General features: G+C 66.9%; 26 protein-coding genes, 1 tRNA gene and 1 other RNA gene. 10 read left to right on the forward strand and 18 right to left on the reverse strand.

The features are described from left to right. Genes lgt through dacB form a run of 5 tightly spaced genes read left to right on the forward strand, consistent with a single transcriptional unit; the run spans nt 1 to nt 4678 of the window. On the forward strand, nt 1–888 hold the full coding sequence (lgt, locus tag IE224_RS11700) for a prolipoprotein diacylglyceryl transferase (protein ID WP_191310596.1): 888 nt from the start codon (nt 1–3) through the stop codon (nt 886–888). Continuing rightward, nucleotides 885–1943, forward strand: a complete 1059-nt coding sequence (locus tag IE224_RS11705; protein WP_191310598.1) for a class I SAM-dependent methyltransferase — start codon at nt 885–887, stop codon at nt 1941–1943. The genes lgt and IE224_RS11705 overlap by 4 nt, the downstream gene beginning before the upstream one ends. After that, on the forward strand, nt 1927–2691 hold the full coding sequence (gene pgeF / locus IE224_RS11710; protein WP_167622377.1) for a peptidoglycan editing factor PgeF: 765 nt from the start codon (nt 1927–1929) through the stop codon (nt 2689–2691). Before IE224_RS11705 ends, pgeF begins: the two co-directional genes overlap by 17 nt. Further along, nucleotides 2688–3293, forward strand: a complete 606-nt coding sequence (locus IE224_RS11715) for a nicotinate-nucleotide adenylyltransferase (protein WP_268246545.1) — start codon at nt 2688–2690, stop codon at nt 3291–3293. Before pgeF ends, IE224_RS11715 begins: the two co-directional genes overlap by 4 nt. Further along, nucleotides 3290–4678 (forward strand): D-alanyl-D-alanine carboxypeptidase/D-alanyl-D-alanine endopeptidase, encoded by a 1389-nt coding sequence (dacB, locus tag IE224_RS11720; protein ID WP_229849353.1) that lies wholly within the window; start codon nt 3290–3292, stop codon nt 4676–4678. Before IE224_RS11715 ends, dacB begins: the two co-directional genes overlap by 4 nt. A gap of 1 nt (nt 4679) precedes the next feature. On the opposite strand, the gene IE224_RS11725 is transcribed toward dacB, so the two are convergent. Beyond that, complete coding sequence (locus IE224_RS11725) at nt 4680–5102, reverse strand: tellurite resistance TerB family protein (RefSeq protein WP_167622376.1); 423 nt, start codon at nt 5100–5102, stop codon at nt 4680–4682. Nucleotides 5103–5196: 94 nt separating this feature from the next. Here IE224_RS11725 and IE224_RS11730 point away from each other — a divergent pair, with 94 nt between their 5' ends. Next, entirely contained in the window at nt 5197–6780 is a 1584-nt protein-coding gene (locus IE224_RS11730) for a lysine--tRNA ligase (RefSeq protein WP_191310602.1), read from the forward strand. Here the strand turns inward: IE224_RS11730 and recR are convergent. The 7 genes from recR to IE224_RS11765 form a co-directional block, all read right to left on the reverse strand. Beyond that, complete coding sequence (recR, locus tag IE224_RS11735; protein ID WP_191310604.1) at nt 6777–7376, reverse strand: recombination mediator RecR; 600 nt, start codon at nt 7374–7376, stop codon at nt 6777–6779. The two genes, IE224_RS11730 and recR, sit on opposite strands and share 4 nt — an antisense overlap. A gap of 2 nt (nt 7377–7378) precedes the next feature. Next, the gene (locus IE224_RS11740; protein ID WP_167622374.1) at nt 7379–7723 is read right to left on the reverse strand and encodes a YbaB/EbfC family nucleoid-associated protein; all 345 of its coding nucleotides are present in this window, start codon (nt 7721–7723) and stop codon (nt 7379–7381) included. 4 nt (nt 7724–7727) lie between these two features. Further along, nucleotides 7728–9497, reverse strand: coding sequence for a DNA polymerase III subunit gamma/tau (locus IE224_RS11745; protein ID WP_191310606.1), 1770 nt, complete (start codon nt 9495–9497; stop codon nt 7728–7730). Between the two features lie 62 nt (nt 9498–9559). Further along, entirely contained in the window at nt 9560–10285 is a 726-nt protein-coding gene (locus IE224_RS11750; RefSeq protein ID WP_229849354.1) for a molecular chaperone DjiA, read from the reverse strand. Between the two features lie 44 nt (nt 10286–10329). Further along, nucleotides 10330–10848 (reverse strand): GNAT family N-acetyltransferase, encoded by a 519-nt coding sequence (locus tag IE224_RS11755; protein ID WP_229849355.1) that lies wholly within the window; start codon nt 10846–10848, stop codon nt 10330–10332. After that, on the reverse strand, nt 10848–11645 hold the full coding sequence (gene trpA / locus IE224_RS11760; protein WP_191310612.1) for a tryptophan synthase subunit alpha: 798 nt from the start codon (nt 11643–11645) through the stop codon (nt 10848–10850). The genes IE224_RS11755 and trpA overlap by 1 nt, the downstream gene beginning before the upstream one ends. A gap of 66 nt (nt 11646–11711) precedes the next feature. Continuing rightward, the gene (locus IE224_RS11765) at nt 11712–12578 is read right to left on the reverse strand and encodes a LysR family transcriptional regulator (protein WP_167622370.1); all 867 of its coding nucleotides are present in this window, start codon (nt 12576–12578) and stop codon (nt 11712–11714) included. Nucleotides 12579–12715: 137 nt separating this feature from the next. Here IE224_RS11765 and IE224_RS11770 point away from each other — a divergent pair, with 137 nt between their 5' ends. Continuing rightward, a complete protein-coding gene (locus tag IE224_RS11770; RefSeq protein ID WP_167622369.1) occupies nt 12716–12940 on the forward strand; it encodes a DUF1127 domain-containing protein in 225 nt (74 codons plus the stop codon). A 57-nt stretch (nt 12941–12997) separates the two neighbouring features. Here the strand turns inward: IE224_RS11770 and IE224_RS11775 are convergent, their stop codons facing one another. The 6 genes from IE224_RS11775 to IE224_RS11800 form a co-directional block, all read right to left on the reverse strand. Further along, nucleotides 12998–13480: an arsenate-mycothiol transferase ArsC gene (locus tag IE224_RS11775; protein WP_167622368.1), complete on the reverse strand. Its 483-nt coding sequence runs from the start codon at nt 13478–13480 to the stop codon at nt 12998–13000. A 2-nt stretch (nt 13481–13482) separates the two neighbouring features. Beyond that, complete coding sequence (locus IE224_RS11780; protein WP_191310614.1) at nt 13483–13962, reverse strand: UPF0262 family protein; 480 nt, start codon at nt 13960–13962, stop codon at nt 13483–13485. After that, nucleotides 13959–15272: a histidinol dehydrogenase gene (gene hisD, locus IE224_RS11785; RefSeq protein ID WP_191310616.1), complete on the reverse strand. Its 1314-nt coding sequence runs from the start codon at nt 15270–15272 to the stop codon at nt 13959–13961. Before hisD ends, IE224_RS11780 begins: the two co-directional genes overlap by 4 nt. Before the next feature lie 69 nt (nt 15273–15341). Continuing rightward, nucleotides 15342–15818: a DUF2948 family protein gene (locus IE224_RS11790; protein WP_191310618.1), complete on the reverse strand. Its 477-nt coding sequence runs from the start codon at nt 15816–15818 to the stop codon at nt 15342–15344. A 3-nt stretch (nt 15819–15821) separates the two neighbouring features. Continuing rightward, nucleotides 15822–17090 carry a UDP-N-acetylglucosamine 1-carboxyvinyltransferase gene (gene murA / locus IE224_RS11795; protein ID WP_167622364.1) on the reverse strand — a complete coding sequence of 423 codons (1269 nt, stop codon included), beginning with the start codon at nt 17088–17090 and terminating at the stop codon, nt 15822–15824. Continuing rightward, nucleotides 17091–17255 carry a hypothetical protein gene (locus IE224_RS11800; RefSeq protein ID WP_191310620.1) on the reverse strand — a complete coding sequence of 55 codons (165 nt, stop codon included), beginning with the start codon at nt 17253–17255 and terminating at the stop codon, nt 17091–17093. A gap of 134 nt (nt 17256–17389) precedes the next feature. Between IE224_RS11800 and IE224_RS11805 the strand changes: the two genes are divergently transcribed. Together IE224_RS11805 and IE224_RS11810 are read left to right on the forward strand one after the other, a co-directional pair. Beyond that, a tRNA-Thr gene (locus tag IE224_RS11805) sits at nt 17390–17464 on the forward strand. Between the two features lie 78 nt (nt 17465–17542). Further along, entirely contained in the window at nt 17543–19138 is a 1596-nt protein-coding gene (locus IE224_RS11810; RefSeq protein WP_191310622.1) for a peptide chain release factor 3, read from the forward strand. Between the two features lie 28 nt (nt 19139–19166). Here the strand turns inward: IE224_RS11810 and IE224_RS11815 are convergent, their stop codons facing one another. Continuing rightward, a complete protein-coding gene (locus IE224_RS11815) occupies nt 19167–19637 on the reverse strand; it encodes an SspB family protein (protein WP_191310623.1) in 471 nt (156 codons plus the stop codon). A 142-nt stretch (nt 19638–19779) separates the two neighbouring features. Next, nucleotides 19780–20134, reverse strand: a transfer-messenger RNA (tmRNA) gene (gene ssrA, locus IE224_RS11820). A 54-nt stretch (nt 20135–20188) separates the two neighbouring features. Between ssrA and IE224_RS11825 the strand changes: the two genes are divergently transcribed. Next, the gene (locus IE224_RS11825; RefSeq protein WP_167622360.1) at nt 20189–20446 is read left to right on the forward strand and encodes a PepSY domain-containing protein; all 258 of its coding nucleotides are present in this window, start codon (nt 20189–20191) and stop codon (nt 20444–20446) included. Between the two features lie 47 nt (nt 20447–20493). On the opposite strand, the gene gnd is transcribed toward IE224_RS11825, so the two are convergent. Next, the gene (gene gnd / locus IE224_RS11830) at nt 20494–21894 is read right to left on the reverse strand and encodes an NADP-dependent phosphogluconate dehydrogenase (protein WP_191310626.1); all 1401 of its coding nucleotides are present in this window, start codon (nt 21892–21894) and stop codon (nt 20494–20496) included. A gap of 70 nt (nt 21895–21964) precedes the next feature. After that, nucleotides 21965–22411 (reverse strand): PaaI family thioesterase, encoded by a 447-nt coding sequence (locus tag IE224_RS11835; RefSeq protein WP_191310627.1) that lies wholly within the window; start codon nt 22409–22411, stop codon nt 21965–21967. Nucleotides 22412–22414: the final 3 nt, after the last annotated feature.

Consider the following 22414-nt stretch of genomic DNA (forward strand, 5'->3'; position numbering starts at 1 on the left):
ATGATCCCCTTTCCCGATATCGCGCCCGAAATCTTCACCATCAACCTGGGCGGTGTTTCGCTGTCGCTGCGGTGGTATGCGCTTGCCTATCTCGCAGGGCTGCTGCTGGGCTGGCAGATCATCGCCGCCATGATGCGACGCGACAGGCTGTGGGGCGACCGGGCGCCCATGCCCGCCGACAGGGTGGACGACCTGCTGACCTGGGTGATCCTGGGCGTGATCCTGGGCGGCCGCCTGGGTTTCGTGCTGTTCTACGAACCAGGATATTACCTGTCGAACCCGGCCGAGATCATCAAGGTCTGGCAGGGCGGGATGAGCTTTCACGGCGGTTTTGCGGGCGTGATTGTCGCGACCTGGGCCTTTTGCCGCGCCAACGGCATTCCGCCGCTGCGGCTGGCGGACGCGATGGCGGTGGTGGCGCCCATCGGCATCTTCTTCGGACGCATCGCCAATTTCATCAACGCGGAATTGTGGGGCCGCCCCACCGACCTGCCCTGGGGCGTGATCTTCCCCGGCCAGGCCGCGCAGATCTGCCCCGGCGTGGTCGGCCCCTGCGCCCGCCACCCCAGCCAGCTTTACGAGGCGGGGCTGGAAGGCCTGCTTCTGGGGCTGATCCTGCTGGCCCTGGTCCGGGCAGGCGGGCTGCGACGGCCGGGCCTGGCTTTCGGCACCTTCCTGGCCGGCTATGGCCTGGCGCGGATGTTCGTTGAACTGTTCCGCGTGGCCGATGCCCAGTTCATCACGCCCGACAACCCGCTGGGCCATGTCATCGGCGGGCCGGTGGTCGGGCTGACGATGGGCCAGCTTCTGTCGCTGCCGATGGTGCTGATCGGGCTGTTCTTCATCCTGCGCGCCCGGCGCCGACCGGCCGTGACCGCTGCCACATGACGCCCCTGGCCCAGATCATCGTGCAGCGGATCCGTGCCACGGGTCCGATCACGCTGGCGGACTACATGGAGATCTGCCTGCTGGATCCGCGCCACGGCTATTATGCCACGCGCGACCCCTTTGGCGCGGCGGGCGATTTCACGACCGCGCCGGAAATCCACCAGATGTTCGGGGAACTCTGCGGTTTGGCTCTTGCCCAGGCCTGGATGGACCAAGGGCGTCCCGCGCCCTTTACCTTGGCCGAGGCCGGGCCGGGCCGCGGCACCCTGATGGCCGACATCCTGCGCGCGATCCGCAAGGCCCCGGGCATGGCCGAGGCGGCCGAGGTCACGCTGATCGAGGCCTCGGCCCATCTGCGGCAGGTCCAGCGGAACCGGCTGGGCGCAGTCGCACATCTTGACAGCGTCGAGGAACTGCCCTCCAAGCCGTTGTTCCTGATCGCGAACGAGTTCTTCGATGCCCTGCCGATCCGCCAGTATCAGCGCACCAATGACGGCTGGTGCGAACGGATGGTGGGGCTGTCCGACACCGGCCTTCGCCTCGGCCTCGGCCCCGTCGTTCAGTTGCCGCGAGACGGCCGGCCGGGCGACGTGGTCGAAGAATGTCCCGCCGCACCCGCGATCGCGGAAGCCATCGCGCGCCGCATCGCCGCCTATGGCGGGGCGGCGATCTTCGTCGATTACGGCGGCTGGAACGGCTATGGCGACACGTTCCAGGCGCTGCGCAACCACGCCCCCGAGGATCCGCTGGCGCGTCCGGGCGAAGCCGACCTGACCGCCCATGTCGATTTCGCGCCGCTGGCGGCAGCGGCGATCCGGGCAGGCGCGGTTGCCTCGCGCCCGGTGCGGCAGGGCGACTGGCTTTTGTCACTGGGCGCGGCGCAGCGGGCAGAACGGCTGACAGCAGCCGGGGACGCAGGCGCGACGGCGGCGCTTCGGCGCTTGACCCACCCGGATGAAATGGGTCACCTGTTCAAGGCCATGGCCATCTGGCCGAAAGGGGCGCCCCCGGTGCCCGGATTTGACGCGCTGAGGCTTCATGCAGACCACGCTTGAGATCCTGACACACCCCCTTCTTCGCGATGTCCGCCACGGGTTCTTCACCCGCAAGGGTGGCGCATCCTCGGGCCTGTTCTCGGGGCTGAACTGCGGCCGCAGGTCGACCGACCAGACCGAGATGGTGGCCCTGAACCGTGGTCGGGTCGCCACTGCCATGGGCGTTCCCGCTGATGCGCTGGCAACGGTGAAGCAGGTTCATTCGGCCGATGTGATCACGCTGCGCGACGGCGACGATATCCCGACCGTCGCCAATACCGAGGCCGACGGGATCGTCACGGCACGGCGCGACGTGGCGCTTGCGGTGCTGACTGCCGACTGCCAGCCGATCCTGCTGGCCGACGCGCAGGCTGGCGTGATCGGCGCCTGCCATGCCGGATGGCGCGGCGCCTTGGGCGGCATCATCGAAGCAACGGTGGACGCCATGCGTGCCCTTGGCGCGACGCAGATCAGGGCGGTGATCGGGCCCACGATCAGCCAGCGTGCCTACGAGGTTGGCCCCGACTTCATGGACAGCTTCCTGGCCGAGGATCCTGCCCATGGCCGCTTCTTCAGTGGTGGGCCGAATGGGCGGCCGATGTTCGACCTGCCGTCCTTTGGCCTGATGCGCCTGCGGGATGCGGGCGTGGATGCCGAATGGTCCGGCCATTGCACCTATTCCGACCCCGACAAGTTCTTCAGCTATCGCCGCGCCACGCACGAGGGGCAGGTCGATTACGGCAGGCTGATCTCGGCTATCACACTTTGACCCGGGCGGGGCTTCCCATTGCGCTGCCCGGGATGACCATCGGCCTTCTGGGGGGATCCTTCGATCCCGCACATGAAGGCCATGTCGCCATCACCCGCGCCGCCCTGCGCAGCTTCGGGCTGGATCGTGTCTGGTGGCTGGTCTCGCCCGGCAACCCGCTGAAGGCGCGCAATCCCGCACCGCTTGCCCGCCGGCTGGCCCATGCCCGGCAGATGCTGTCCGACCCGCGCATTGTCGTCACGGATATCGAGGCGAGGCTGGGCACGCGCAAGACCGCCGACGTGATCCGCGCCCTGCGCCGCCATTATCCCGGTGTGCGCTTCGTCTGGCTGATGGGGTCGGACAACCTGGTCCAGTTCCATCAATGGGACCGCTGGCGGCAGATTGCGGATGCTGTGCCCATCGGCGTTCTGGCCCGGCCCGGCTCGCGCTTGGCGTCCCGGCGCTCGGTGGCGGCCCAGGCGCTTGGGGATTACCGGCTGCCGGCGTCGAAGGCGGGACTGCTTGCGCAGCGGAAACCGCCTGCCTGGGTGCAGGTGAACCTGCCGATGTCCCCGCAATCATCGACCGCGCTGCGCCGGGCACTGGGGGCGGGGACATGATGCTGTCGCGCCGCAACCTGCTGGCGGGGCTTGCGGCCCTGCCTCTGGCCCCTGGCGCGGGCTGGGGCCAGGGTCCGGACCGGCGCCCGCCCGCCCGGCCGGCACTGTCGGCGGGACGCATCGTCGCATCGGCAGGGCTGCCGGGCACTGTCGCCTTTGCGCTGCTGGACGATCCGACACGGCCGCTGGCGGATGCGGCGCAAGTGGCGGCGCCGATGATGCCTGCCAGCACCCTTAAGGCAGTGACGGCTCTTTACGCCCTGTCGCGGCTGGGCCCCGCCCATCGCTTCACCACAAGGATCATTCGCGCAGGCGACATGCTGGTCCTGGCGGGCGGAGGCGATCCGGTCTTGTCCACCGACGATTTGGCGACACTTGCCGGCGAACTGGTGGCAACCGGACAGCCTGCCCCCGCCCGCTTTGCCGTCTGGGGCGGCGCGCTGCCGCAGCTTGAGGAAATCGCGCCCGGGCAGGCCGATCACCTGGCCTACAACCCCGCGCTGTCCGGCATGATCCTCAACTTCAACCGCGTCCACCTGGGCTGGCGGCAGGGCGGCGCGCAGATGTCGATAGAAGCGCGGGGATCGGCCCATTCGCCGCGCGCCTATACGATCACCGCCGCGCCGGGCGACCAGTCCGACCTGTTCACCTATCGCGAGGGCGAGAACCGCGAAACCTGGACGGTATCCCGCAGTGCCATGAGCCGCCCCGGAAGCCGCTGGCTGCCTGTCCGCAAGCCCGAGCTTTATGCGGGCGACGTGTTCCAGACGCTGTGCCGCGCCAAGGGGCTGGTGCTGCCCGCCCCCGAGGTGATCGGCACCCTGCCGCAGGGTCAGATCGTTGCCAGCCATTCCAGCCCGCCGCTGGACCGGATTCTGCGCGACATGCTGTATTTCTCGACCAACCTTACGGCCGAGGTGGTGGGCCTGCACGCCAGCGGCGCGCGGGATCCGGCAGCCTCGGCCCAGGGGATGCGGGCCTGGCTTGTGGCGCAGGGGCAGGGGCTGGATTTCACGCTGGCCGATCATTCCGGACTGTCACCCGCCAGCCAGGTCACGGCGCAGGGGATGGCGCGGCTGCTGGCGGGGCCGGGCCTGGCGGCGGGCCTGCCCGCGCTGCTGAAGGCCGATCCGCTGGACGATGACCTGGGCCAAGGCGCGACTGCGGCGGGCAGCGTCCGCGCCAAGACCGGGACGCTGAACTTCGTGTCGAACCTGGCGGGCTATGTCATGGGACCGGGCGGGCAACCCCGCGCCTTCGCGATCCTCTGCGCTGACGCGGTGCGTCAGGCGGCAACGTCGGGACAGGAATTGCCGTCGGGCGTCTTGTCCTGGACGCGCGATGCCAAGCGGCTGCAGCGCGATATCCTGAACGGCTGGGGCTGACCTACAGCACCCGGTGGCGGACCTGCGCCGACAGCTCGATGGCGGCGGCGTGCAGGCGCGGGATGTTGAGTTGGTGCCGGATCTCGGCCAGCATCGCGACCTCGCCCTCATACAGGCGGCCGTCGGCGGCGCCCACGTCGCAGGCCAGGGCATAGGCGGTCTCGTACAGCTTTTCCGGCAGGGCGTCGCGGATCAGGCCGAACAGGGCGTCGATGCCGTCCTCATGCTCGAACAGGGTCATCACCGTCTGGCTGACCGCGCGGATGCGGTCGTCGTCGTAATTGGCGAAGACCGGGGTGTGGTCCACGCTGCGCTGAATCGCCACCAGTTCCGACGTGCGATAGGTCTGGTCGGACGCCGACACGGCAACCATGACCGCCACCAAGGCATCGCAGGGCGAGAACGAGGGCAGGTCGATGGTCATGTCTGTTCCTTGGATAGACGCCTGGGGCGCAAATTATTGACCATTCACCCCGCTTTCAATAAGGCGTCAAGGCTTGGAACAGGAGAAGTATGCGATGACCACCCTGCGCGACGCCGCAATGCAATCGAAGGCCTGGCCGTTCGAGGAGGCGCGCCGGGTGCTGAAACGTTACGAGAAGAAGGACCCCGAAAAGGGCTATGTCCTGTTCGAGACGGGCTATGGCCCCTCGGGCCTGCCCCATATCGGCACGTTCGGAGAGGTCGCGCGGACGACCATGATCCGCCGCGCGTTCCAGATCATCAGCGACATCCCGACCCGGCTGTTCTGCTTTTCCGATGACATGGACGGGATGCGCAAGGTGCCCGAGAACGTCCCGAACCAGGAGATGCTGCACCAGCATCTGCAGGAACCGCTGACCACGGTGCCTGATCCCTTCGGCGAATACGACAGCTTCGGCGGCCACAACAACGCCATGCTGCGCCGGTTCCTGGACACCTTCGGGTTCGAATACGAATTCATCAGCGCGACCGAGTTCTACAAGTCGGGCCGGTTCGACGACACGCTGCTGCTGGCGGCCGAGCGTTACGACGCGATCATGGAGGTGATGCTGGCCAGCTTGCGCGAGGAACGCCAGCAGACCTATAGCTGCTTCCTGCCGATCAGCCCCAAGACGGGCAAGGTCCTGTATGTCCCGATCAAGCATGTGGACGCGAAGAACGGCACCATCACCTTCGACGACGAGGATGGGCAGGAACTGACCCTGCCGGTCACGGGCGGGCAGGTGAAGCTGCAGTGGAAGCCCGATTTCGGCGCCCGCTGGGCCGCGCTTGACGTCGACTTCGAGATGTATGGCAAGGACCACAGCACCAATACGCCGATCTATGACGGCATCTGCCGCATTCTCGGCGGGCGGGCGCCGGAACATTTCACCTATGAACTGTTCCTGGACCAGCACGGCCAGAAGATCAGCAAGTCCAAGGGCAACGGGCTGTCCATCGACGAATGGCTGACTTATGCGGCGACCGAAAGCCTGTCCTATTTCATGTATCAGAAGCCCAAGACGGCCAAGCGGATGTATTTCGACGTGATCCCCAAGGCCGTCGACGAATATCACCAGCAGTTGCGCGCCTATCCCGACCAGACGCCGGACCAGCAGCTTGCGAACCCGGTCTGGCACATCCATGGCGGCGAGGTGCCGGCATCCGACATGGTGGTGCCGTTCCAGATGCTGCTGAACCTGGCATCGGTCGCGGGGGCCAAGGACAAGGACGGGCTTTGGGGCTTCATCCGCCGCTATGCGCCCGAAGCCTCGCCCGAAACGCATCCGGGGCTGGACCAGGCGGCGGGCTTTGCCGTGCGCTATTTCACCGACTTTGTGGCGCCAACCCGTCAGTTCCGCGAACCGACCGAGATCGAGCGCCGCGCGATGGAGGATCTGGCCGGCCGCCTGGCCGCCTGGGACCAGCCCGCCGATGCCGAGGCCTTGCAGTCGATGGTCTTCGCCATCGGCAAGGACCACGGCTTCGAACCCCTGCGCGACTGGTTCGCGGCGCTGTATCAGGTGCTGCTGGGCGCCGACCAAGGGCCGCGCTTCGGCGGGTTCATCGCGCTGTACGGCATCGACGAAACCCGCACGCTGATCGAGAAAGCCCTGGCCGGAGAGCTGGTGGCGGCCTAGAGCCGCCGCCGCGCCCGCAGCGCCGCGCTGATCGTGCCGTCGTCGAGGTAATCCAGTTCCCCGCCGATCGGCACGCCCTGCGCCAGTCCCGTCACGGTGGCGCCGGTTTCGGCCAGGGCGTCGGCGATGTAATGCGCCGTCGTCTGGCCGTCCACGGTGGCGTTCAGCGCCAGGATGACCTCGCGGATCTTCTCTCGCTCGACCCGGTCGATCAGGGACGGGATGCCGAGGTCGTCGGGTCCGATCTCGTCCAGGGCCGACAGGGTGCCGCCCAGGACGTGATAGCGGCCGCCGAAGGCGCGGCCGCGTTCCATCGCCCAAAGGTCCGCCACGTCCTGGACCACGCACAGTTCGCCGGTCGCGCGGGCAGGATCGGTGCAAATCGCGCATTCGTCGCGGTCGGTGATGTTGCCGCATATAACGCATTCGCGCGAGTTCACCGCCACGCGGTCCAGAAGCCCCGCAAGCTGCGACATCTGCCCGCTGCGCTTGCGGATCAGGTGCAGCACGATGCGGCGGGCCGACCGAGGGCCGAGGCCCGGCAGCCGGGCCATCAGGCCGACAAGCGCCTGGATGTCGTCGCTGCCGTCGGCCATGCTCAGAAGGGCAGCTTCATGTCGGCGGGCAGGCCCAGTTCCTGGGTCACGCGGGCCATTTCGGACTGCATCTTTTCCTGCGCCTTGCGCTGCGCGTCCTTGATCGCGGCCAGGATCAGATCCTCGACCACCTCCTTTTCGGTCGGCACGAAGATCGACGGGTCGATGTCAAGGGCGGTCAATTCACCCTTGGCGGTGGCTGTGGCCTTGACCAGGCCCGCGCCGGATTCGCCGGTCACGGTGATCGTGTCCAGGCTGGCCTGCACCTGAGCCATCCGGTCCTGCATGTCCTTTGCGGCCTTCATCATCTTGGCCATGTCGCCAAAGCCGCCCAAACCCTTGATCATGTCTCTATTCCTCGTCCTCGAAGGGATCCCATTCCTCGACCTCGGCCACGGGGCCTTGGGTCAGCTCGTGCGGGTTGGCCGCGCCTTCCGCCTCGACGGCCTCGACCTCGGGGGCAACGCGCCGCACGTCGCGCAGTTTCGCGCCGGGAAATGTCGCCAGCACCTGCTGCACGATGGGCAGTTGCAGGGCGCGTTCCTCGCGTTCGCGCTGTTCGGCGGCCTGCTGTTCGGCAATGGTCGGCGCGCCGCCGTCATTCGTAACGGTGACAACCCAACGCTGCCCGCCCGTCCAGCCGCGCAGGCGTTCGGCCAGCTTCTGCGCCAGATCGCGGGGCGCGTTGCCCTTCGGCTCGAACTCGATCCGGCCGGGGCTGTAGCGGACAAGGCCCACATGCCGTTCCACCTGCACCAGCAGAAGCATGTCGCCCATCCGCCGGATCAGCTCCAGGACCGAGGCGAAGTCGGGCCAGGCCGCAAAGGCGTCGGGGCTGACGGCAAGCGCCGTCGCCGCGCCCGACCGCTGCGCGATCACCGGCGCGGGACGTGCCGCGCGGGGGGCCTGCGAAGGTGCGGCTGGGACGCCTTGGCGCGCGAAATCACCCGCCGCCTGCGCCTGCTGGACCCGGCGGATCAGTGCCTCGGGGTCGGGCAGGTCGGCGACATGGGTCAGGCGGATAATCGCCATTTCCGCAGCCATCATCGCGTTCGGCGCCGCTGAAACTTCCTCCAGCGCCTTGAGCAGCATCTGCCACAGCCGGGTCAGCACGCGCATCGCCAGCTTGTTGACCAGTTCCCGACCGCGCACCCGTTCGTCGGGCGCGATGGTCGGATCCTCGCCCGCGTCCGGCGTGATCTTCACCACAGAAATCCAGTGCGTGATTTCCGCCAGGTCGCGCAGCACGGCCACCGGGTCGGCGCCGTCGGCATATTGCGACTGCAACTCGGTCAGGGCGGATGCAGCGTCGCCGCGCAGGATCATCTCGAACAGGTCGATGACGCGGCCACGGTCGGCAAGGCCCAGCATCGCGCGGACCTGTTCAGCGGTGGTTTCCCCCGCGCCGTGACTGATCGCCTGGTCCAGAAGGCTGGTCGCGTCGCGGGCCGATCCTTCCGCCGCGCGGGTGATCAGCGCAAGCGCGTCATCGGTGATCTGCGCGCCCTCGGCCGTGGCGATGCGGCGCAGAAGGGCGATCATCACCTCGGGCTCGATTCGGCGCAGGTCGAAACGCTGGCAGCGCGACAGGACCGTGACCGGAACCTTGCGGATTTCGGTCGTGGCGAAGATGAACTTCACATGCGGGGGCGGCTCCTCCAGCGTCTTCAAGAGCGCGTTGAACGCACTGGTGGACAGCATGTGGACTTCGTCGATGATGTAGATCTTGTAGCGCGCGGATGCCGCCCGGTAATGCACGCTTTCGATGATCTCGCGGATGTCGTTCACGCCGGTGCGCGACGCGGCGTCCATTTCCAGCACGTCGACATGGCGGCCTTCGCTGATCGCGACGCAATGTTCGCAGGTGCCGCAGGGTTCTGTCGTGGGGCCGCCCTGTCCGTCGGGGCCGATGCAGTTCATGCCCTTGGCGATGATCCGCGCGGTGGTGGTCTTTCCAGTGCCCCGGATGCCCGTCATGATGAAGGCCTGCGCGATCCGGTCGGCGGCAAAGGCGTTCTTCAGCGTGCGCACCATCGCGTCCTGGCCGACCAGGTCGGCAAAGGTCTCGGGCCGGTATTTTCGGGCCAGGACCTGATAGGCAGGTGCAGCGTCTTGGGGCATCACGGGGTCCGTCGCAGGGTCAGGGCGAACCTAGTCGCTGCGCCCCTGCGCGGCAAGGGCGGCTATTCGGCAGGCTGGGGAACAGAGCCCCGGCGCATCTGCCTGAACTTCTCCCACGCCTCGTTGAGGCGGCGGGTGCGCGCCTCGGCCAGGCGCACGGCTTCGGGGGGCAGGCCGCGGGCGATGGCGCGGTCGGGATGGGATTCCAGGATCAGGGCGCGGAACCGCTTGCGTGCCTCGGGCATGGGGGTGTCCAGGGGGATGCCCAGCACGTCGCAAGGCGGACAGTTTGTCTGGCGGTCGTGGCGCAGGCGGATCGCGACCACCTGTTCAGAGGGCAGGCCAAAGATGCGGCCGACCTCGTCGATGAACAGGATCTCGTTCTCGTGCATCCCGCCATCGGCGACTGCGATGATGCAAAGCCCTTCGATCACATCGGCCAGGACCGGGTCACCTGCGGGAAACATCGCGGCGATGCGGCGTGCCCAGGCGTCGAAGCCGGCCACGTCCTGCCGGGCCAGGTCGAAGACGCGGGCTGCGTTCTTTTCCTCGGCGCGCGGGATGATGAAGACGCGCCGGAAGGCGGCAACCTCGGCCCGTCCGACGGTGCCGTCGGATTTCGCCAGCTTCGCGCCAAGCGCGATCACGGCGATGGTGAAGGCGACCGAGCGTTCGGGCGGGATCGCGGGCCGCGTGCTGCCCAAGAAGGCTGCCAGGCGGTCGGCAATGCGCTGCCAGAAGCTGCGGGGCTTCGGCAGGCTGGGGCAGGGGATGTCAGTCGCGCGCATATCCATGCCCTCAGGTTATCCGCTAACGGAACGCATGGGTAGTGTCAGGGTGTCGCAAGACCAAGGTCAGAGCCAAGATCCTTGCCCATCAGCACCAGGTCATGGAACTGCCCGAACTTCCAGCCCGCGCATGGAATGCGACCCCATTCGACATAGCCCTGCCGCGCATGGAAGCGCAGCGAGCCTTCGTTCGAGGCGGTGATCCCGCCGATCATCAGCCGATGCCCGCAGGCGCGGGCATGATCTTCAAGGGCGTGCAGCAACAGCCTGCCCGTTCCGCTGTTCCGGGCCTCGGGCGCCAGATAGATCGTGTGTTCCATGCTGCGGGCATAGCCGCCGCCGTTGCGGAACTGGCTGTAGGTCGCGAAGCCCATGATGCCGGTGCCCGCCTCGGCCACCGTGAAGGGGCGGCCTTCGGACTGGCGGTCGCGGATCAGGGCCGCGATCTCGGTCTCGGACCGCTCGGCCGGCCAGAAGGTCACGACGGTGTCGCGGATGATCGGGTTCCAGATCGCCGCGATGGCTGGAACGTCGTCCGGCCGTGCGTCGCGCAGCAGGACCATCAGCCGCGATGCGCCCCGGCGGCCAGGTCGCGCACGAAGTCCAGCACCTCGGGCACGGGGCGGCCCTCGCTGATCTTCTTGACGATGGCGCTGCCCACCACGCAGCCGTCGGCGACGCTTGCGATCTTCTCGGCCGCCTCGGGCGTCGAGATGCCGAAGCCCACGACGACCGGCAGGTTGGCCGCCTTGCGGATGCGCGCGACCTCGGGGGCGACCTCGGCGGCGTTGGCGGCGGGGCCGCCGGTGATGCCAGTCACGCTGACGTAGTACACGAAGCCCGAGGTGTTCTTGACCACAGCCGGAAGCCGGCGGTCGTCGGTCGTGGGCGTGGCCAGACGGATGAAGTTGAGGCCCGCGCGTTGGGCGGGAATGCACAGTTCCTCGTCTTCCTCGGGCGGAAGGTCGACGACGATCAGGCCGTCGACGCCCGCATCCTTGGCATCGGCCAGAAAGCCCTCAACCCCGCCCGTGCGGGCATAGATCGGGTTGTAGTAGCCCATCAGCACGACCGGGGTCGTGTTGTCGGTCTTGCGGAATTCGCGCAGGATCGCCAAGGTCCGCGACACGCTGCCCCCCGCCGCAAGCGCGCGCTGACCGGCGGACTGGATCGTCGGGCCGTCGGCCATCGGGTCGGTGAAGGGCATTCCAAGCTCGATGATGTCGACGCCTGCTTCCGGCAGGCCGCGCATGATTTCGAGCGTGGTGGCGTCATCGGGATCCGATGCCATGATATAGGTCACGAAGGCCTTGCGGCCCTGGTCTTGCAACCGCTGAAAGGTTTCATCGATCCTGGTCATCGTCCACTCCGCTTTGCCGGTGCCTAAGTGCAGCGCCGGGCGCGGGCTGTCAATCAGCCGGGCGGATCAAGCCGCCATGGCGGCCACTTCGCAGACGGCTCGTCGAAGATAGCCGGCAAACTCGGCCGCTTCCCGCCGCGCCGGGCCGTCAGCCACGTAGACGTTCAGCCAGGTCGGCGGCAGGGGCGGCAAGGCGCCGCCGTGATCGACCGGCTCAAGTCCCGCCTGGGCGATGCCGCGGGGAAGGATGGTGATCCCCAGGTCGGCCGCCGCGGTCACCCGCCAGGTATCGCTGCCGCCGTCCGCCACCCCCTGCACCCATTCGATCCCCGCCCGGTCAAGCGCCGTCAGCCCCACCGGGTAATAGGCGCAATGGGGCGAGTTCGCGAGCGGCACCGGCCGCTGAGACCAGGCAGTGCCGCCGATGGCGCCGAACCACGCGAGGTCGACCTTGGCCAAGTGGATTGCACCCGGCGGCGTCTCGAACTCGGTTGTCAGGATCACGTCATGCTCGCCCCGCTTCATCTGGCTGCGCAGGTCCTTGCTGCGGCCGTCGTTGATGATCAGTTCGATCCGCGGGTTGGCCTGGCGGAAGGCGCGCACCGCCTGGGCAACCTTGGTGAAAAGCCAGTCGCTGGTCAGCCCGACGCGCAGTCGCGCCTCGGGGCGGTGGCCGGTAAAGCGCGACAGGATCGCATCGTTGAGCGCGACCAGCTTGCGGGCCTCGACCAGCAGTTCGGTGGCGAAGTCGGTCAGGATCACGCCCCGGCCATGCTTCTGCAACATTGCCTCTCCGAACAGGTCGTCCAGGCGCTTGATCTGCATCGACAGGGCGCTTTGCGTCATGTTCAGCGCCTCGGCCGCGCGGGTGACCGCGCCATATTCTGCCACGGCCTGAAGCGAGCGGAGGGTGGCGATGTCCAGGTTACGCATCGTTCGGTTTCCATGATGCAAGCGATCAAAAACATTCGTTTCAAACATACGACAGGCCGCGTTATCTATCAATAACGGAAATTGGAAACCATAAATGCATCATATCGGATGATGCGTTTCATCATCGGAGACGAACGATGTCTGTCAAGACAGCCGCTTCGCTTTCCCTTGCTGCCGGGCTCGGCAAGTCGCGCCCGTCACTGGGCAAGCGTATCTTGAACCTGATCAGCCTCCGCCGCTCTCGCCTGGACCTTGCCAGTCTGACGGACGAGCAGTTGCGCGACATCGGCCTGACCCGCGACCAGGTCGCGGATGAAATCGCGCGCCCCATCTGGGACGTGCCGTCCAACTGGCGTCGCTGATTCTACCCCATCACGAATGCCATACTGCCGCGCCGCCTTCGGGCAGGCGCGGCTTTTTTATGACCGCGTTGCGTCGTCGGCGGGTTCGGTCGGGGGGCCGAAGCGTTCGATCATCCGCGTCCGGATCTGGTCGCGCGTCTGGCGATAGGCGGCAAGCTGGGCATCGCGGCCTTCCGCCAACCCGGTCGGATCCATGATCGGCCAGTATTCCACGTCCAGGTGAAAGACCCGCGTCAGTTCCAGGGCCTGCCGCTGGCTGGCTGGGGACAGGGCCACGATCAGGTCGAAGCCGCCCAAATCGTCGCCCCAGTCCTTCATCTCGTCGAAACTGCGGCTGCGGTGGTTTTCGATCCTGACGCCGATCTCGTCGCAGACGGCGATGGCGAAGCCGTCCACCTCCATGTCGTTCTTGACCCCTGCCGACTGCACATAAGCCGCGCGGCCGTAGAACTTTTTCATCATCCCCTCGGCAATGGGGGACCGGATGGAATTGTGATCGCAGCAGAACAGGACCGAGGCAGGGATCGCGTTCTGGACCATCGTCAGCCCTGCGGCACCAGGGCGCAGATCAGGGTGAACAGGCGCCGGGCGGTGGCGATGTCCAGTTCCGCCTTGCCCTCCAGCCGTTCCTGCAAGGTCCGCGCGCCTTCGTTGTGAATGCCGCGCCGGGCCATGTCGATCGCCTCGATCTGGGCAGGGGGCAGGCGCTTCACAGCGTCGAAATAGCTTTGGCAGATCTGGAAGTAATCCTTGGTCACCTGCCGGAAGGGCCCCAGCGACAGGTGGAACTCGGCCACCTTGTCGCCCTGTTCGGCGGTCACGTCAAAGACAAGACGACGTTCGCGGATGCACAGGTCCAGCCGGAAAGGACCGTCCGGCGCAGGTTGGCCGTCGCGGCCCGGCACCCTGAAGCTGTTGTCCTCGATCAGGTCGAAGATCGCCACGCGGCGTTCCTGCTCCATCTCGGCGGTGGCGGGCGGGGCTTCGGAATCGTCGATCTGGATCTGGATGATGCGGGTCATTCCGCAGGCCTTTCGTTCAGGATCCGGATCCGCGCCTCGACCGAGGCGCCATGGGCCTGCAACCCTTCGGACGCCGCCAAACGCATCGCGGCAGGCCCGATCGCGGCCAGTGCGCCGGGCGTCAGCTTCGCGATGGTGGTCCGCTTGAGGAAATCCAGCACCGACAGCCCGGACGAGAACCGGGCGGAGCGCGCGGTGGGCAGGACATGGTTCGGCCCGCTGACGTAATCGCCCACTGCCTCGGGCGTGTGGGGGCCCAGGAAGATCGCGCCTGCATGGACGCATTTCGCGGCCAGGGTATCGGGGTCGTCCACGCACAGTTCCAGATGTTCCGGTGCAATTCGGTTCGACAGGTCGGCCGCCTCGTCCAGGTTGCGCGCGATGATGATCGTGCCATAGTCGCGCCAGCTTGCCCCCGCGATGGCGGCGCGGGGCAGGCTGGGCAGGATGCGGTCCACCGCGCCCGCCACGGCATGGCCCAAGGCAGGATCGGTGGTGATCAGGATGGACTGCGCGTCGGCGTCATGTTCCGCCTGCGCCAGCAGGTCGAGCGCCAGCCAGTCGGGATGCTGGTCGCCCTCGGCGATCACCAGAACCTCGGACGGGCCGGCGATCATGTCGATGCCGACCTTGCCGAAGACCTGCCGCTTGGCCGCCGCGACATAGGCGTTGCCCGGCCCGGTGATCTTGTCCACCGGCGCGATCGTGTCGGTCCCATAGGCCAGGGCCGCGATCGCCTGGGCGCCGCCGATGCGATAGATCTCGGTCACGCCCGACAGTTGCGCGGCCAGCAGCACCAGCGGGTTGACCACGCCGTCCGGCGTCGGCACGCAGATCACCAACCGCTCGACCCCGGCTACGCGGGCGGGGATGGCGTTCATCAGCACGGATGACGGATAGGCCGCCTGGCCCCCCGGCACGTAAAGGCCAGCGGCAGACACCGCCGTCCACCGCCAGCCCAGCGTCGCGCCCTGGGCATCGGTCCAGCTTGCATCCTCGGGCAGTTGCCGTTCGTGATAGGCGCGGATGCGGTCGGCGGCCAGCGTCAGCGCCGCCCGGTCCTCAACTGATACCTTGGCGACCTGAGCCGCGATCTCGTCGGCCGAAAAGCGCATGGTGGCGGGGGTCAGATCCAGGCGGTCGAAACGGCTGGTCAGGTCGCACAGCGCCACGTCGCCGCGGTGGCGCACGTCGCGGATGATACCGGCCACCACGTCGTTCACATCGACCGAATCCTCGCGCTTGGCCGAAAGCATCTCTCCAAAGCGCGCCTCGAAATCGGCATCCGATGTGTTCAGCGTGACCGGCATGATCTGTCCCCTGCAATCACGTCTTGTTAGCGTCAAGCCGGGCGCGCCTCAAGCGGCGCGGCGGGGTGATCAGTCGGGATGAACCGGGGCCTTGCCAGACACGGCGCGATAAGGGCGGGTAACGTCGCGCAGGTCGACATTGATGCATTCGACCTCGGCCACCAGGGTGCCGTCGCCCGCGAATTCCAGCAGCAGCCGACCCGTTCCGTCCGGGCCGGGCTGCCAGACCATCGCCAGCAGTTCCAGCACGGTGTCGGCATCGCGGCTGATGCCGTCCGACATGACCCGCAGCACGTCCCGGATCAGCAGGACCGACCGGACGCGTTCATAGTCGCGACCCTCGGCCGCGGCCTGGTCGGCGTCCTCCCAGCGGAAGCGGTTCAGAAGCAGCGCAAGGGACCGCCCGCGCGGATCATAGGACATTTCCGAGGCGGGCAGGATCGCGTCCTGCAGCAGCGCGGACAGGATGCGCAGATCCTGTTCGTCCTCGGCCATCAGCGCCAGGGGGGCTGGATCGGCATCGGCGAAACGGGCGTCCTGTGGCATGGCTTATTCCTCTTTCACGCGTTCGATATGGGCGCCCACGCCGCGCAGCTTGCGCACGACATGTTCATAGCCCCGGTCAAGGTGATAGACCCGGCTGACGGTTGTCTGGCCTTCGGCGGCAAGCCCCGCAAGGATCAGGCTGACCGAGGCGCGCAGATCCGTGGCCATCACCGGCGCACCTCGCAACCCGTCGACCCCGGTCACGGTTGCATGGCCGCCATGGACCTCGATCCGTGCGCCCATGCGCGTCAGTTCGGGCGCGTGCATGAAACGGTTCTCGAAGATCGTCTCCTCCAGCACGCTGGTGCCTTCGGCCACGCACATCAGCGCCATGAACTGCGCCTGCAGGTCGGTGGGGAAGCCGGGGAAAGGTTCCGTGGTGACATTCACGGCGCGGATGCCGTTCCTGCGGCTGACCTTGATCCCGCGCGCGGTTTCGGTGACGTCGATCCCGGCCTCGTCCAGCTTTTCGCAGAAGGCCGACAGAAGTTCGATCCGGCCGCCCAGGCACTCGACCTCGCCGCCGCAGATGGCGGGCGCCAGCATATAGGTGCCAAGCTCGATCCGGTCGGTCACGACGGGATGAGTCGCGCCGTGCAAGGCATCGACGCCCTGGATGGTGATGGTGGATGTGCCCTCGCCCTCGATCTGGGCGCCCATGGCGCGCAGGCAGCGGGCCAGGTCCACGATCTCGGGCTCTCGTGCGGCGTTCTTCAGGACGGTCGTGCCCTTTGCCAGGGTCGCGGCCATCAGCGCGTTCTCGGTCGCGCCGACGGAAACCAGCGGGAAATCGAAGACCGCCCCGCGCAGCCCGCCCATCGGGGCCTTGGCATGGACATAGCCTTCCCGCAGATCCAGTTCCGCGCCCATCGCCTCTAGGGCCTTCAGGTGCAGGTCGACGGGCCGCGCGCCGATGGCGCAGCCGCCGGGCAGCGACACCTCGGCCCGGCCGTCGCGCGCGAGCATCGGCCCCAGCACAAGGATCGAGGCGCGCATCTTGCGCACGATGTCGTAATCCGCGCGGTGGCTGGTCAGCGCATGGCTGGACATCGCCAGGACCTGGCCGTCCTGCAGGCTTGCAGCCTCGGCCCCCAGGCTTTGCAGCAGGGCGGTCATGGTGCGGATGTCGGACAGGCGCGGTGCGTTGGTCAGCGTCAGCGGCTGGTCGGTCAGCAACGTCGCGGGCATCAGCGTCAGGCAGGCGTTCTTGGCCCCCGCAATGGGGATTTCGCCCTGAAGCGGGCCGTTCCCGCGAACGATGATCTGGTCCATTTAAGCGTCGTCCTTGCCTGTGTCGCTGTCCTGCCGTCCGGTCTTGTCGTCAGCCGCGCGGGCGCGCGCCTGCGCCTTGCGGCGTTGCAGATTGGCGCGCAGCGCGGCCCGCAGCCGTTCTTCGCGCGTTTCATGCTTTTTCTTGTCGTCCGGGCGGTCGTTCATCCGAAACCTGTTAGCGTCCGGTTCGGCAACAGTCCAGCAAAGCCCGCACCGGGTCAGGGTCGGGACGCGGCGGATTTTTTATGGTGCACCCCCTTGCGCGGGCCAAAGGCTTTGTCTAAACGCCCCCTCACGATGCTGTGGTAGCTCAGTGGTAGAGCACACCCTTGGTAAGGGTGAGGTCGAGAGTTCAATCCTCTCTCACAGCACCATCTTCCAGAATGCCTCCGACCATGCCGCAAAGCCCTTGGCGATTGCGCATTTCCGTTTCGCAGGCTACAGGCCGCCCCATGACAAACCGCCCCCAACTTCCGCCCGAAATCGCCCGCCGCCGCACCTTTGCGATCATTGCGCATCCGGATGCCGGCAAGACCACGCTGACCGAAAAGTTCCTGCTGTTCGGCGGGGCGATCCAGATGGCCGGGCAGGTGCGCGCCAAGGGCGAGGCGCGGCGGACGCGGTCGGACTTCATGAAGATGGAGCAGGACCGGGGGATCTCGGTCAGCGCGTCGGCGATGTCCTTCGACTTCGACCGCTATCGCTTCAACCTGGTAGACACGCCGGGGCACAGCGACTTTTCGGAGGACACCTACCGCACCCTGACTGCCGTGGATGCGGCGATCATGGTGATCGACGGGGCCAAGGGCGTCGAATCGCAGACCCGCAAGCTGTTCGAGGTTTGCCGGATGCGCGACCTGCCGATCCTGACCTTCTGCAACAAGATGGACCGCGAAAGCCGCGACACCTTCGAGATCATCGACGAGATCCAGGAAAACTTGGCCATCGACGTGGCCCCGGCAAGCTGGCCGATCGGGTCAGGGCGCGATTTCGTGGGCTGCTACGACCTGCTGCACGACAGGCTGGAACTGATGGACCGCGCCGACCGCAACCGGGTTGCCGAATCGATCAAGATCAGCGGCTTGGACGATCCCAAGCTTTCCAAGCATATTCCTGCCGACCAGCTTGAAAAGCTGCGCGAGGAAATCGAGATGGCGCGCGAGCTGCTGCCCGCCTTCGACCGCAAGGCCTTCCTGGAAGGGCACATGACGCCGATCTGGTTCGGCAGCGCCATCAACAGCTTCGGCGTGAAGGAGCTGATGGTCGGCATCGGCGAATTCGGCCCGCAGCCGCAGCCCCAGAACAGCGCCGACCGCGAAATCGCGCCCGAGGAAAAGCCGGTCACGGGCTTTGTCTTCAAGGTCCAGGCGAACATGGACCCCAAGCACCGCGACCGCGTGGCCTTTGTGCGTCTTGCCAGCGGGCATTTCGAGCGCGGCATGAAGCTCACCCATGTGCGGTCGAAAAAGCCGATGGCCGTGTCCAACCCGGTCCTGTTCCTGGCCGCCGACCGCGAACTGGCCGAGGAAGCCTGGGCCGGCGACATCATCGGCATTCCGAACCACGGCCAGCTTCGCATCGGCGACGCCCTGACCGAAGGCGAGGCGCTGCGCTTTACCGGCATCCCGTCCTTTGCGCCGGAACTGCTGCAATCGGTGCGCGCCACCGATCCGATGAAGGCCAAGCACCTGGAAAAGGCGCTGATGCAGTTCGCCGAGGAAGGCGCGGCCAAGGTCTTCAAGCCGATGATCGGGTCGGGCTTCATCGTCGGCGTCGTCGGCGCCCTGCAGTTCGAAGTCCTGGCCAGCCGGATCGAGATCGAATACGGCATCCCCGTCCGCTTCGAGGCATCGCAGTTCACCAGTGCCCGCTGGGTGGCGGGACCAAAGGACAAGGTCGACGCCTTCGTCCAGGCGAACAAGGGCCATATCGCGCAGGACCATGACGGAGACATGGTCTATCTGACGCGGCTGCAATGGGACATCGACCGCGTGGGCCGCGACCATCCGGAACTGCGGCTGACCGCGACAAAAGAAATGATGGTCTAGAACAGGGGCGCGTCAGGCGCCCCTTTTGCTATTTGCGCCAGCGGTCCAGCTGAACGACCTCTCCGCCGCCATTCGGGGCGCCGTCCGGGCTGTCGTCGCCCCCCTCGTCGTCTTCGTCATCTTCGTCGTCGTCATCGTCCGCTTCCTGCGTCTCGAAGCGCAGGCCGAACTCGACCGAGGGATCCACGAAGGTGCGCAGCGCGTCGAAGGGGATGCGCATCGGTTCGGGCGAATTGCCGAAGTTCAGGGTCACGGTGAAGCCCAGGTCGTCCACGGTCAGGTTGTCGAACCAGTGCTGGATGACGATGGTCATTTCCTCGGGATAGCGTTCGCGAAGCCAGTCGGCCATCTCGACGCCTTCGTCGCGCGTGTCGAAGGTGATGAAGAAGTGGTGGTCGCCCGGCAGGCCATGCTTGGACACCCGGTCCAGCACGTCGGCAATCAGCCCCTGCATCGCGCGATGCATCATTCCGCCGTAGTCAATTCCCGATCGCGCCATGCCCGTCCCCTTCGAATCCCGGCCAGCATAGGGATATGACCGCTGTTGAAAAGGGGGGCGGGTGGCACTGGCGACATAAACCCATGCCCCTTGCGGCGCAGGCAAAAACGCGCAGGGCAGGCATATCAGACAATGGATTGAAAGTGCAGGATTCTGTTGCCAGGCTCCTGCGGGCCCCGCCTTACGCTGCTAGGCGAAAGGACTTAGTTTTCGGTTACCCGAGCTGCTTACGCAGCCAGAGCGACCGGAGCACGGTTGTCGTTGGCAACTGTACGTTTTGCACCGATAACGGTGGTAGCTCACCGAGACAAAGCAAACATCTTTAGACGTTCGTCGATCCTGTTTCGACCCCAAGGCCCCCCAACGAGGGTGATCTGGTGGAGTCGCCGGGTACCGCCCCCGGGTCCGATCCGCTTATTACATGCGCGTTTATGTCCATAGTGCCGATTGCTCGGGACAGGTGGAATATAGGCGGGCGTTTCGCCTGCCGCAAGGGCGGAACCGCGGGGGGCCGCAGCCGTTGGGTCGCGCACCGCACAGGAGTTGACCCCATGACGATCCGCATGATTGCACTGGCGACGCTGGTTGCCGCCCCGACGGCGCTGATGGCGCAGGACACGCCACCCCAAGGCTCGATGCCCTTGTCGCAGGTGGTCACCAAGCTGGAAACCGACCTGGGCGCCGAATTAGGCCATATTACCGACATTTCCTGGGATGACGACGGCTATTGGGAAGTCGAATACCATAATGCCGAGAACCGCGAGGTCGAGATCCGCGTCGATCCCGCCACCGGCGAAGTGCGGCAGTAACCGCCAATCAGTCAGAAGGGGGCAGCCTGGCGCTGCCCCTTTTTTCGTCAGGCCGAACGCCCCCACGGACCGTGCGCGTCGTCGATCCCGTCCAGACGCTGGAAGCCGTGTGCGCCGAAGAAGTCGCGTTGTGCCTGGATCATGTTCGCTGTGCCGCGCCCGGTGCGCATCAGGTCGAACCACATCAGCCCGGACGCCAGGGCGGGCAGGGCGTGCCCCGCCGCGGCGCCTTGCGAGACCACCTGGCGCAAGGCGGGCATGGTCGTCTCGATCAGGTCGGCAAAGAACGGCGCCATGATGAGGTTGCGCGACGGATCCTCGGCCAGGGCCGCCGCCATGTCGTTCAGCATGGCCGACCGGATGATGCAGCCCGCCCGCCAGACGCGCGCGATCTCCGGCAGATCCAGCGTCCACCCAAACCGTTCGGACGCCCCCGCGATCATCGCGAAGCCCTGTGCATAGCACAGGATCTTGCCTGCGATCAGCGCCTGCTCCAGCACCTGTGGCTGGATGGTGCAGGGCTGCGGTGCGGCGCCGAAACGGGCTTCGCCCGCCAGCCGTTCGTCCAGCCGGGCCGAGACGTTGCGCGCCATCACCGCGGCCTCGATCACGGGGATGGGGGCGGACAGGTGCTGGGCCTCGATGGCGGTCCAGCGTCCGGTGCCTTTCTGCCCCGCGCGGTCCAGGATCACGTCCACCATCGGCTTGCCGCTGTGGGGATCGGCCGCGGCGGTGACCTTGGCCGAGATCTCGATCAGGTAGGACTTCAATGCGCCTTCGTTCCAGGCGGCAAAGGCGGCGCTGATCGTGGCGGCGTCCATGGCCATGCCGTCGCGCATCAGGCCATAGACCTCGGCGATCATCTGCATGTCCGCGTATTCGATGCCGTTGTGGACCATCTTCACGAAATGGCCGGCACCGGCGTCGCCCATCCGCGCGGCGCAGGGGGTTCCGTCCTCGGCCCGGGCGGCGATCGCGGACATAACGTCGGCCACCCGGTCCCAATCGGCGGCATCGCCCCCGCCCATGATGGCCGGGCCATGGCGCGCGCCTTCCTCGCCCCCGGAAACGCCCATGCCAAGGAAGCGGAAGGGCAGCCCGGCCGCGTTGCGGCGGTTGGTGTCGTGGAAATCGGCATTGCCCGCATCGATCACCAGGTCATCGGCGTCCAGCAGCGGCGCAAGCGCGGCCAGTTGGTCATCGACCGGCTGGCCCGCCGGCACCATCAGGATGATCGCGCGGGGCTTCGCGATCGCCGCCACCAGGCCTGCAAGATCTTCCGTCGGGATCACCCGTGGGGCCAGCACGCCCGCGCCCGCCGCGAAGGCCCGCGTCACCTCGGTCGTGCGGTTCCAGACCGCGATCGGGAACCCCTTCTCGGCGATGTTGAGCGCCAGTGCCGCGCCCATCGTCCCCAGTCCGATCAACCCGATCCGAGCCTGTGTCATCTTGCCGTCCTTCCGCAAATGCAAGTTCGCGGGCTGTTTACGCTAACGTCCTGCGGTTGTCACGGTGCCGTCAGGCGGGCCGGTCCTTCACGCAGATCAGCGTCTGCAGCCCGGTCGCCACATGGACCCGCCGATCTGGCCCGATGCCCCAGACATCCAGCTGGCAGACGGTCAGGGTGCGGCCCGGCTTGACGACGCGCCCCACCGCCTGAAGCCAATCGCCCTGGCCGGGATTCAGAAGGTTCAGCTTGAACTCGACCGTCAGGACCGAGCTTTCCTCGGGGAACAGCGTGAACCCGGCATAACCTCCGGCGGTATCCGCGATGGACGAGGTGCCGCCCGCATGGAAATAGCCGTGCTGCTGGGTCAGTTCGGGGCGAAAGGGCAGGCAGATCGTGACAAGGCCCGCCTTCACCCCGGCCAGTTCGGCGCCCAGGTGGCGCATCAGGCCCTGCCGGGCGAAGCTTTCGGTGATGCGATCCACGATCGCGTCGGGCAGGTCGCTGCCGATTTCCATGGT

The sequence above is a fragment of the Paracoccus aerius genome, from assembly GCF_014656455.1.
Lineage (GTDB): Bacteria > Pseudomonadota > Alphaproteobacteria > Rhodobacterales > Rhodobacteraceae > Paracoccus > Paracoccus aerius.

Coding starts and splice junctions, on each gene's coding strand:
- lgt (WP_191310596.1), top strand. CDS start 1: ATGATCCCCTTTCCCGATATCGCGCCCGAAATCTTCACCATCAACCTG.
- IE224_RS11705 (WP_191310598.1), top strand. CDS start 885: ATGACGCCCCTGGCCCAGATCATCGTGCAGCGGATCCGTGCCACGGGT.
- pgeF (WP_167622377.1), top strand. CDS start 1,927: ATGCAGACCACGCTTGAGATCCTGACACACCCCCTTCTTCGCGATGTC.
- dacB (WP_229849353.1), top strand. CDS start 3,290: ATGATGCTGTCGCGCCGCAACCTGCTGGCGGGGCTTGCGGCCCTGCCT.
- IE224_RS11725 (WP_167622376.1), bottom strand. CDS start 5,102: ATGACCATCGACCTGCCCTCGTTCTCGCCCTGCGATGCCTTGGTGGCG.
- IE224_RS11730 (WP_191310602.1), top strand. CDS start 5,197: ATGACCACCCTGCGCGACGCCGCAATGCAATCGAAGGCCTGGCCGTTC.
- recR (WP_191310604.1), bottom strand. CDS start 7,376: ATGGCCGACGGCAGCGACGACATCCAGGCGCTTGTCGGCCTGATGGCC.
- IE224_RS11740 (WP_167622374.1), bottom strand. CDS start 7,723: ATGATCAAGGGTTTGGGCGGCTTTGGCGACATGGCCAAGATGATGAAG.
- IE224_RS11745 (WP_191310606.1), bottom strand. CDS start 9,497: ATGCCCCAAGACGCTGCACCTGCCTATCAGGTCCTGGCCCGAAAATAC.
- IE224_RS11750 (WP_229849354.1), bottom strand. CDS start 10,285: ATGCGCGCGACTGACATCCCCTGCCCCAGCCTGCCGAAGCCCCGCAGC.
- IE224_RS11755 (WP_229849355.1), bottom strand. CDS start 10,848: ATGGTCCTGCTGCGCGACGCACGGCCGGACGACGTTCCAGCCATCGCG.
- trpA (WP_191310612.1), bottom strand. CDS start 11,645: ATGACCAGGATCGATGAAACCTTTCAGCGGTTGCAAGACCAGGGCCGC.
- IE224_RS11765 (WP_167622370.1), bottom strand. CDS start 12,578: ATGCGTAACCTGGACATCGCCACCCTCCGCTCGCTTCAGGCCGTGGCA.
- IE224_RS11770 (WP_167622369.1), top strand. CDS start 12,716: ATGTCTGTCAAGACAGCCGCTTCGCTTTCCCTTGCTGCCGGGCTCGGC.
- IE224_RS11775 (WP_167622368.1), bottom strand. CDS start 13,480: ATGGTCCAGAACGCGATCCCTGCCTCGGTCCTGTTCTGCTGCGATCAC.
- IE224_RS11780 (WP_191310614.1), bottom strand. CDS start 13,962: ATGACCCGCATCATCCAGATCCAGATCGACGATTCCGAAGCCCCGCCC.
- hisD (WP_191310616.1), bottom strand. CDS start 15,272: ATGCCGGTCACGCTGAACACATCGGATGCCGATTTCGAGGCGCGCTTT.
- IE224_RS11790 (WP_191310618.1), bottom strand. CDS start 15,818: ATGCCACAGGACGCCCGTTTCGCCGATGCCGATCCAGCCCCCCTGGCG.
- murA (WP_167622364.1), bottom strand. CDS start 17,090: ATGGACCAGATCATCGTTCGCGGGAACGGCCCGCTTCAGGGCGAAATC.
- IE224_RS11800 (WP_191310620.1), bottom strand. CDS start 17,255: ATGAACGACCGCCCGGACGACAAGAAAAAGCATGAAACGCGCGAAGAA.
- IE224_RS11810 (WP_191310622.1), top strand. CDS start 17,543: ATGACAAACCGCCCCCAACTTCCGCCCGAAATCGCCCGCCGCCGCACC.
- IE224_RS11815 (WP_191310623.1), bottom strand. CDS start 19,637: ATGGCGCGATCGGGAATTGACTACGGCGGAATGATGCATCGCGCGATG.
- IE224_RS11825 (WP_167622360.1), top strand. CDS start 20,189: ATGACGATCCGCATGATTGCACTGGCGACGCTGGTTGCCGCCCCGACG.
- gnd (WP_191310626.1), bottom strand. CDS start 21,894: ATGACACAGGCTCGGATCGGGTTGATCGGACTGGGGACGATGGGCGCG.
- IE224_RS11835 (WP_191310627.1), bottom strand. CDS start 22,411: ATGGAAATCGGCAGCGACCTGCCCGACGCGATCGTGGATCGCATCACC.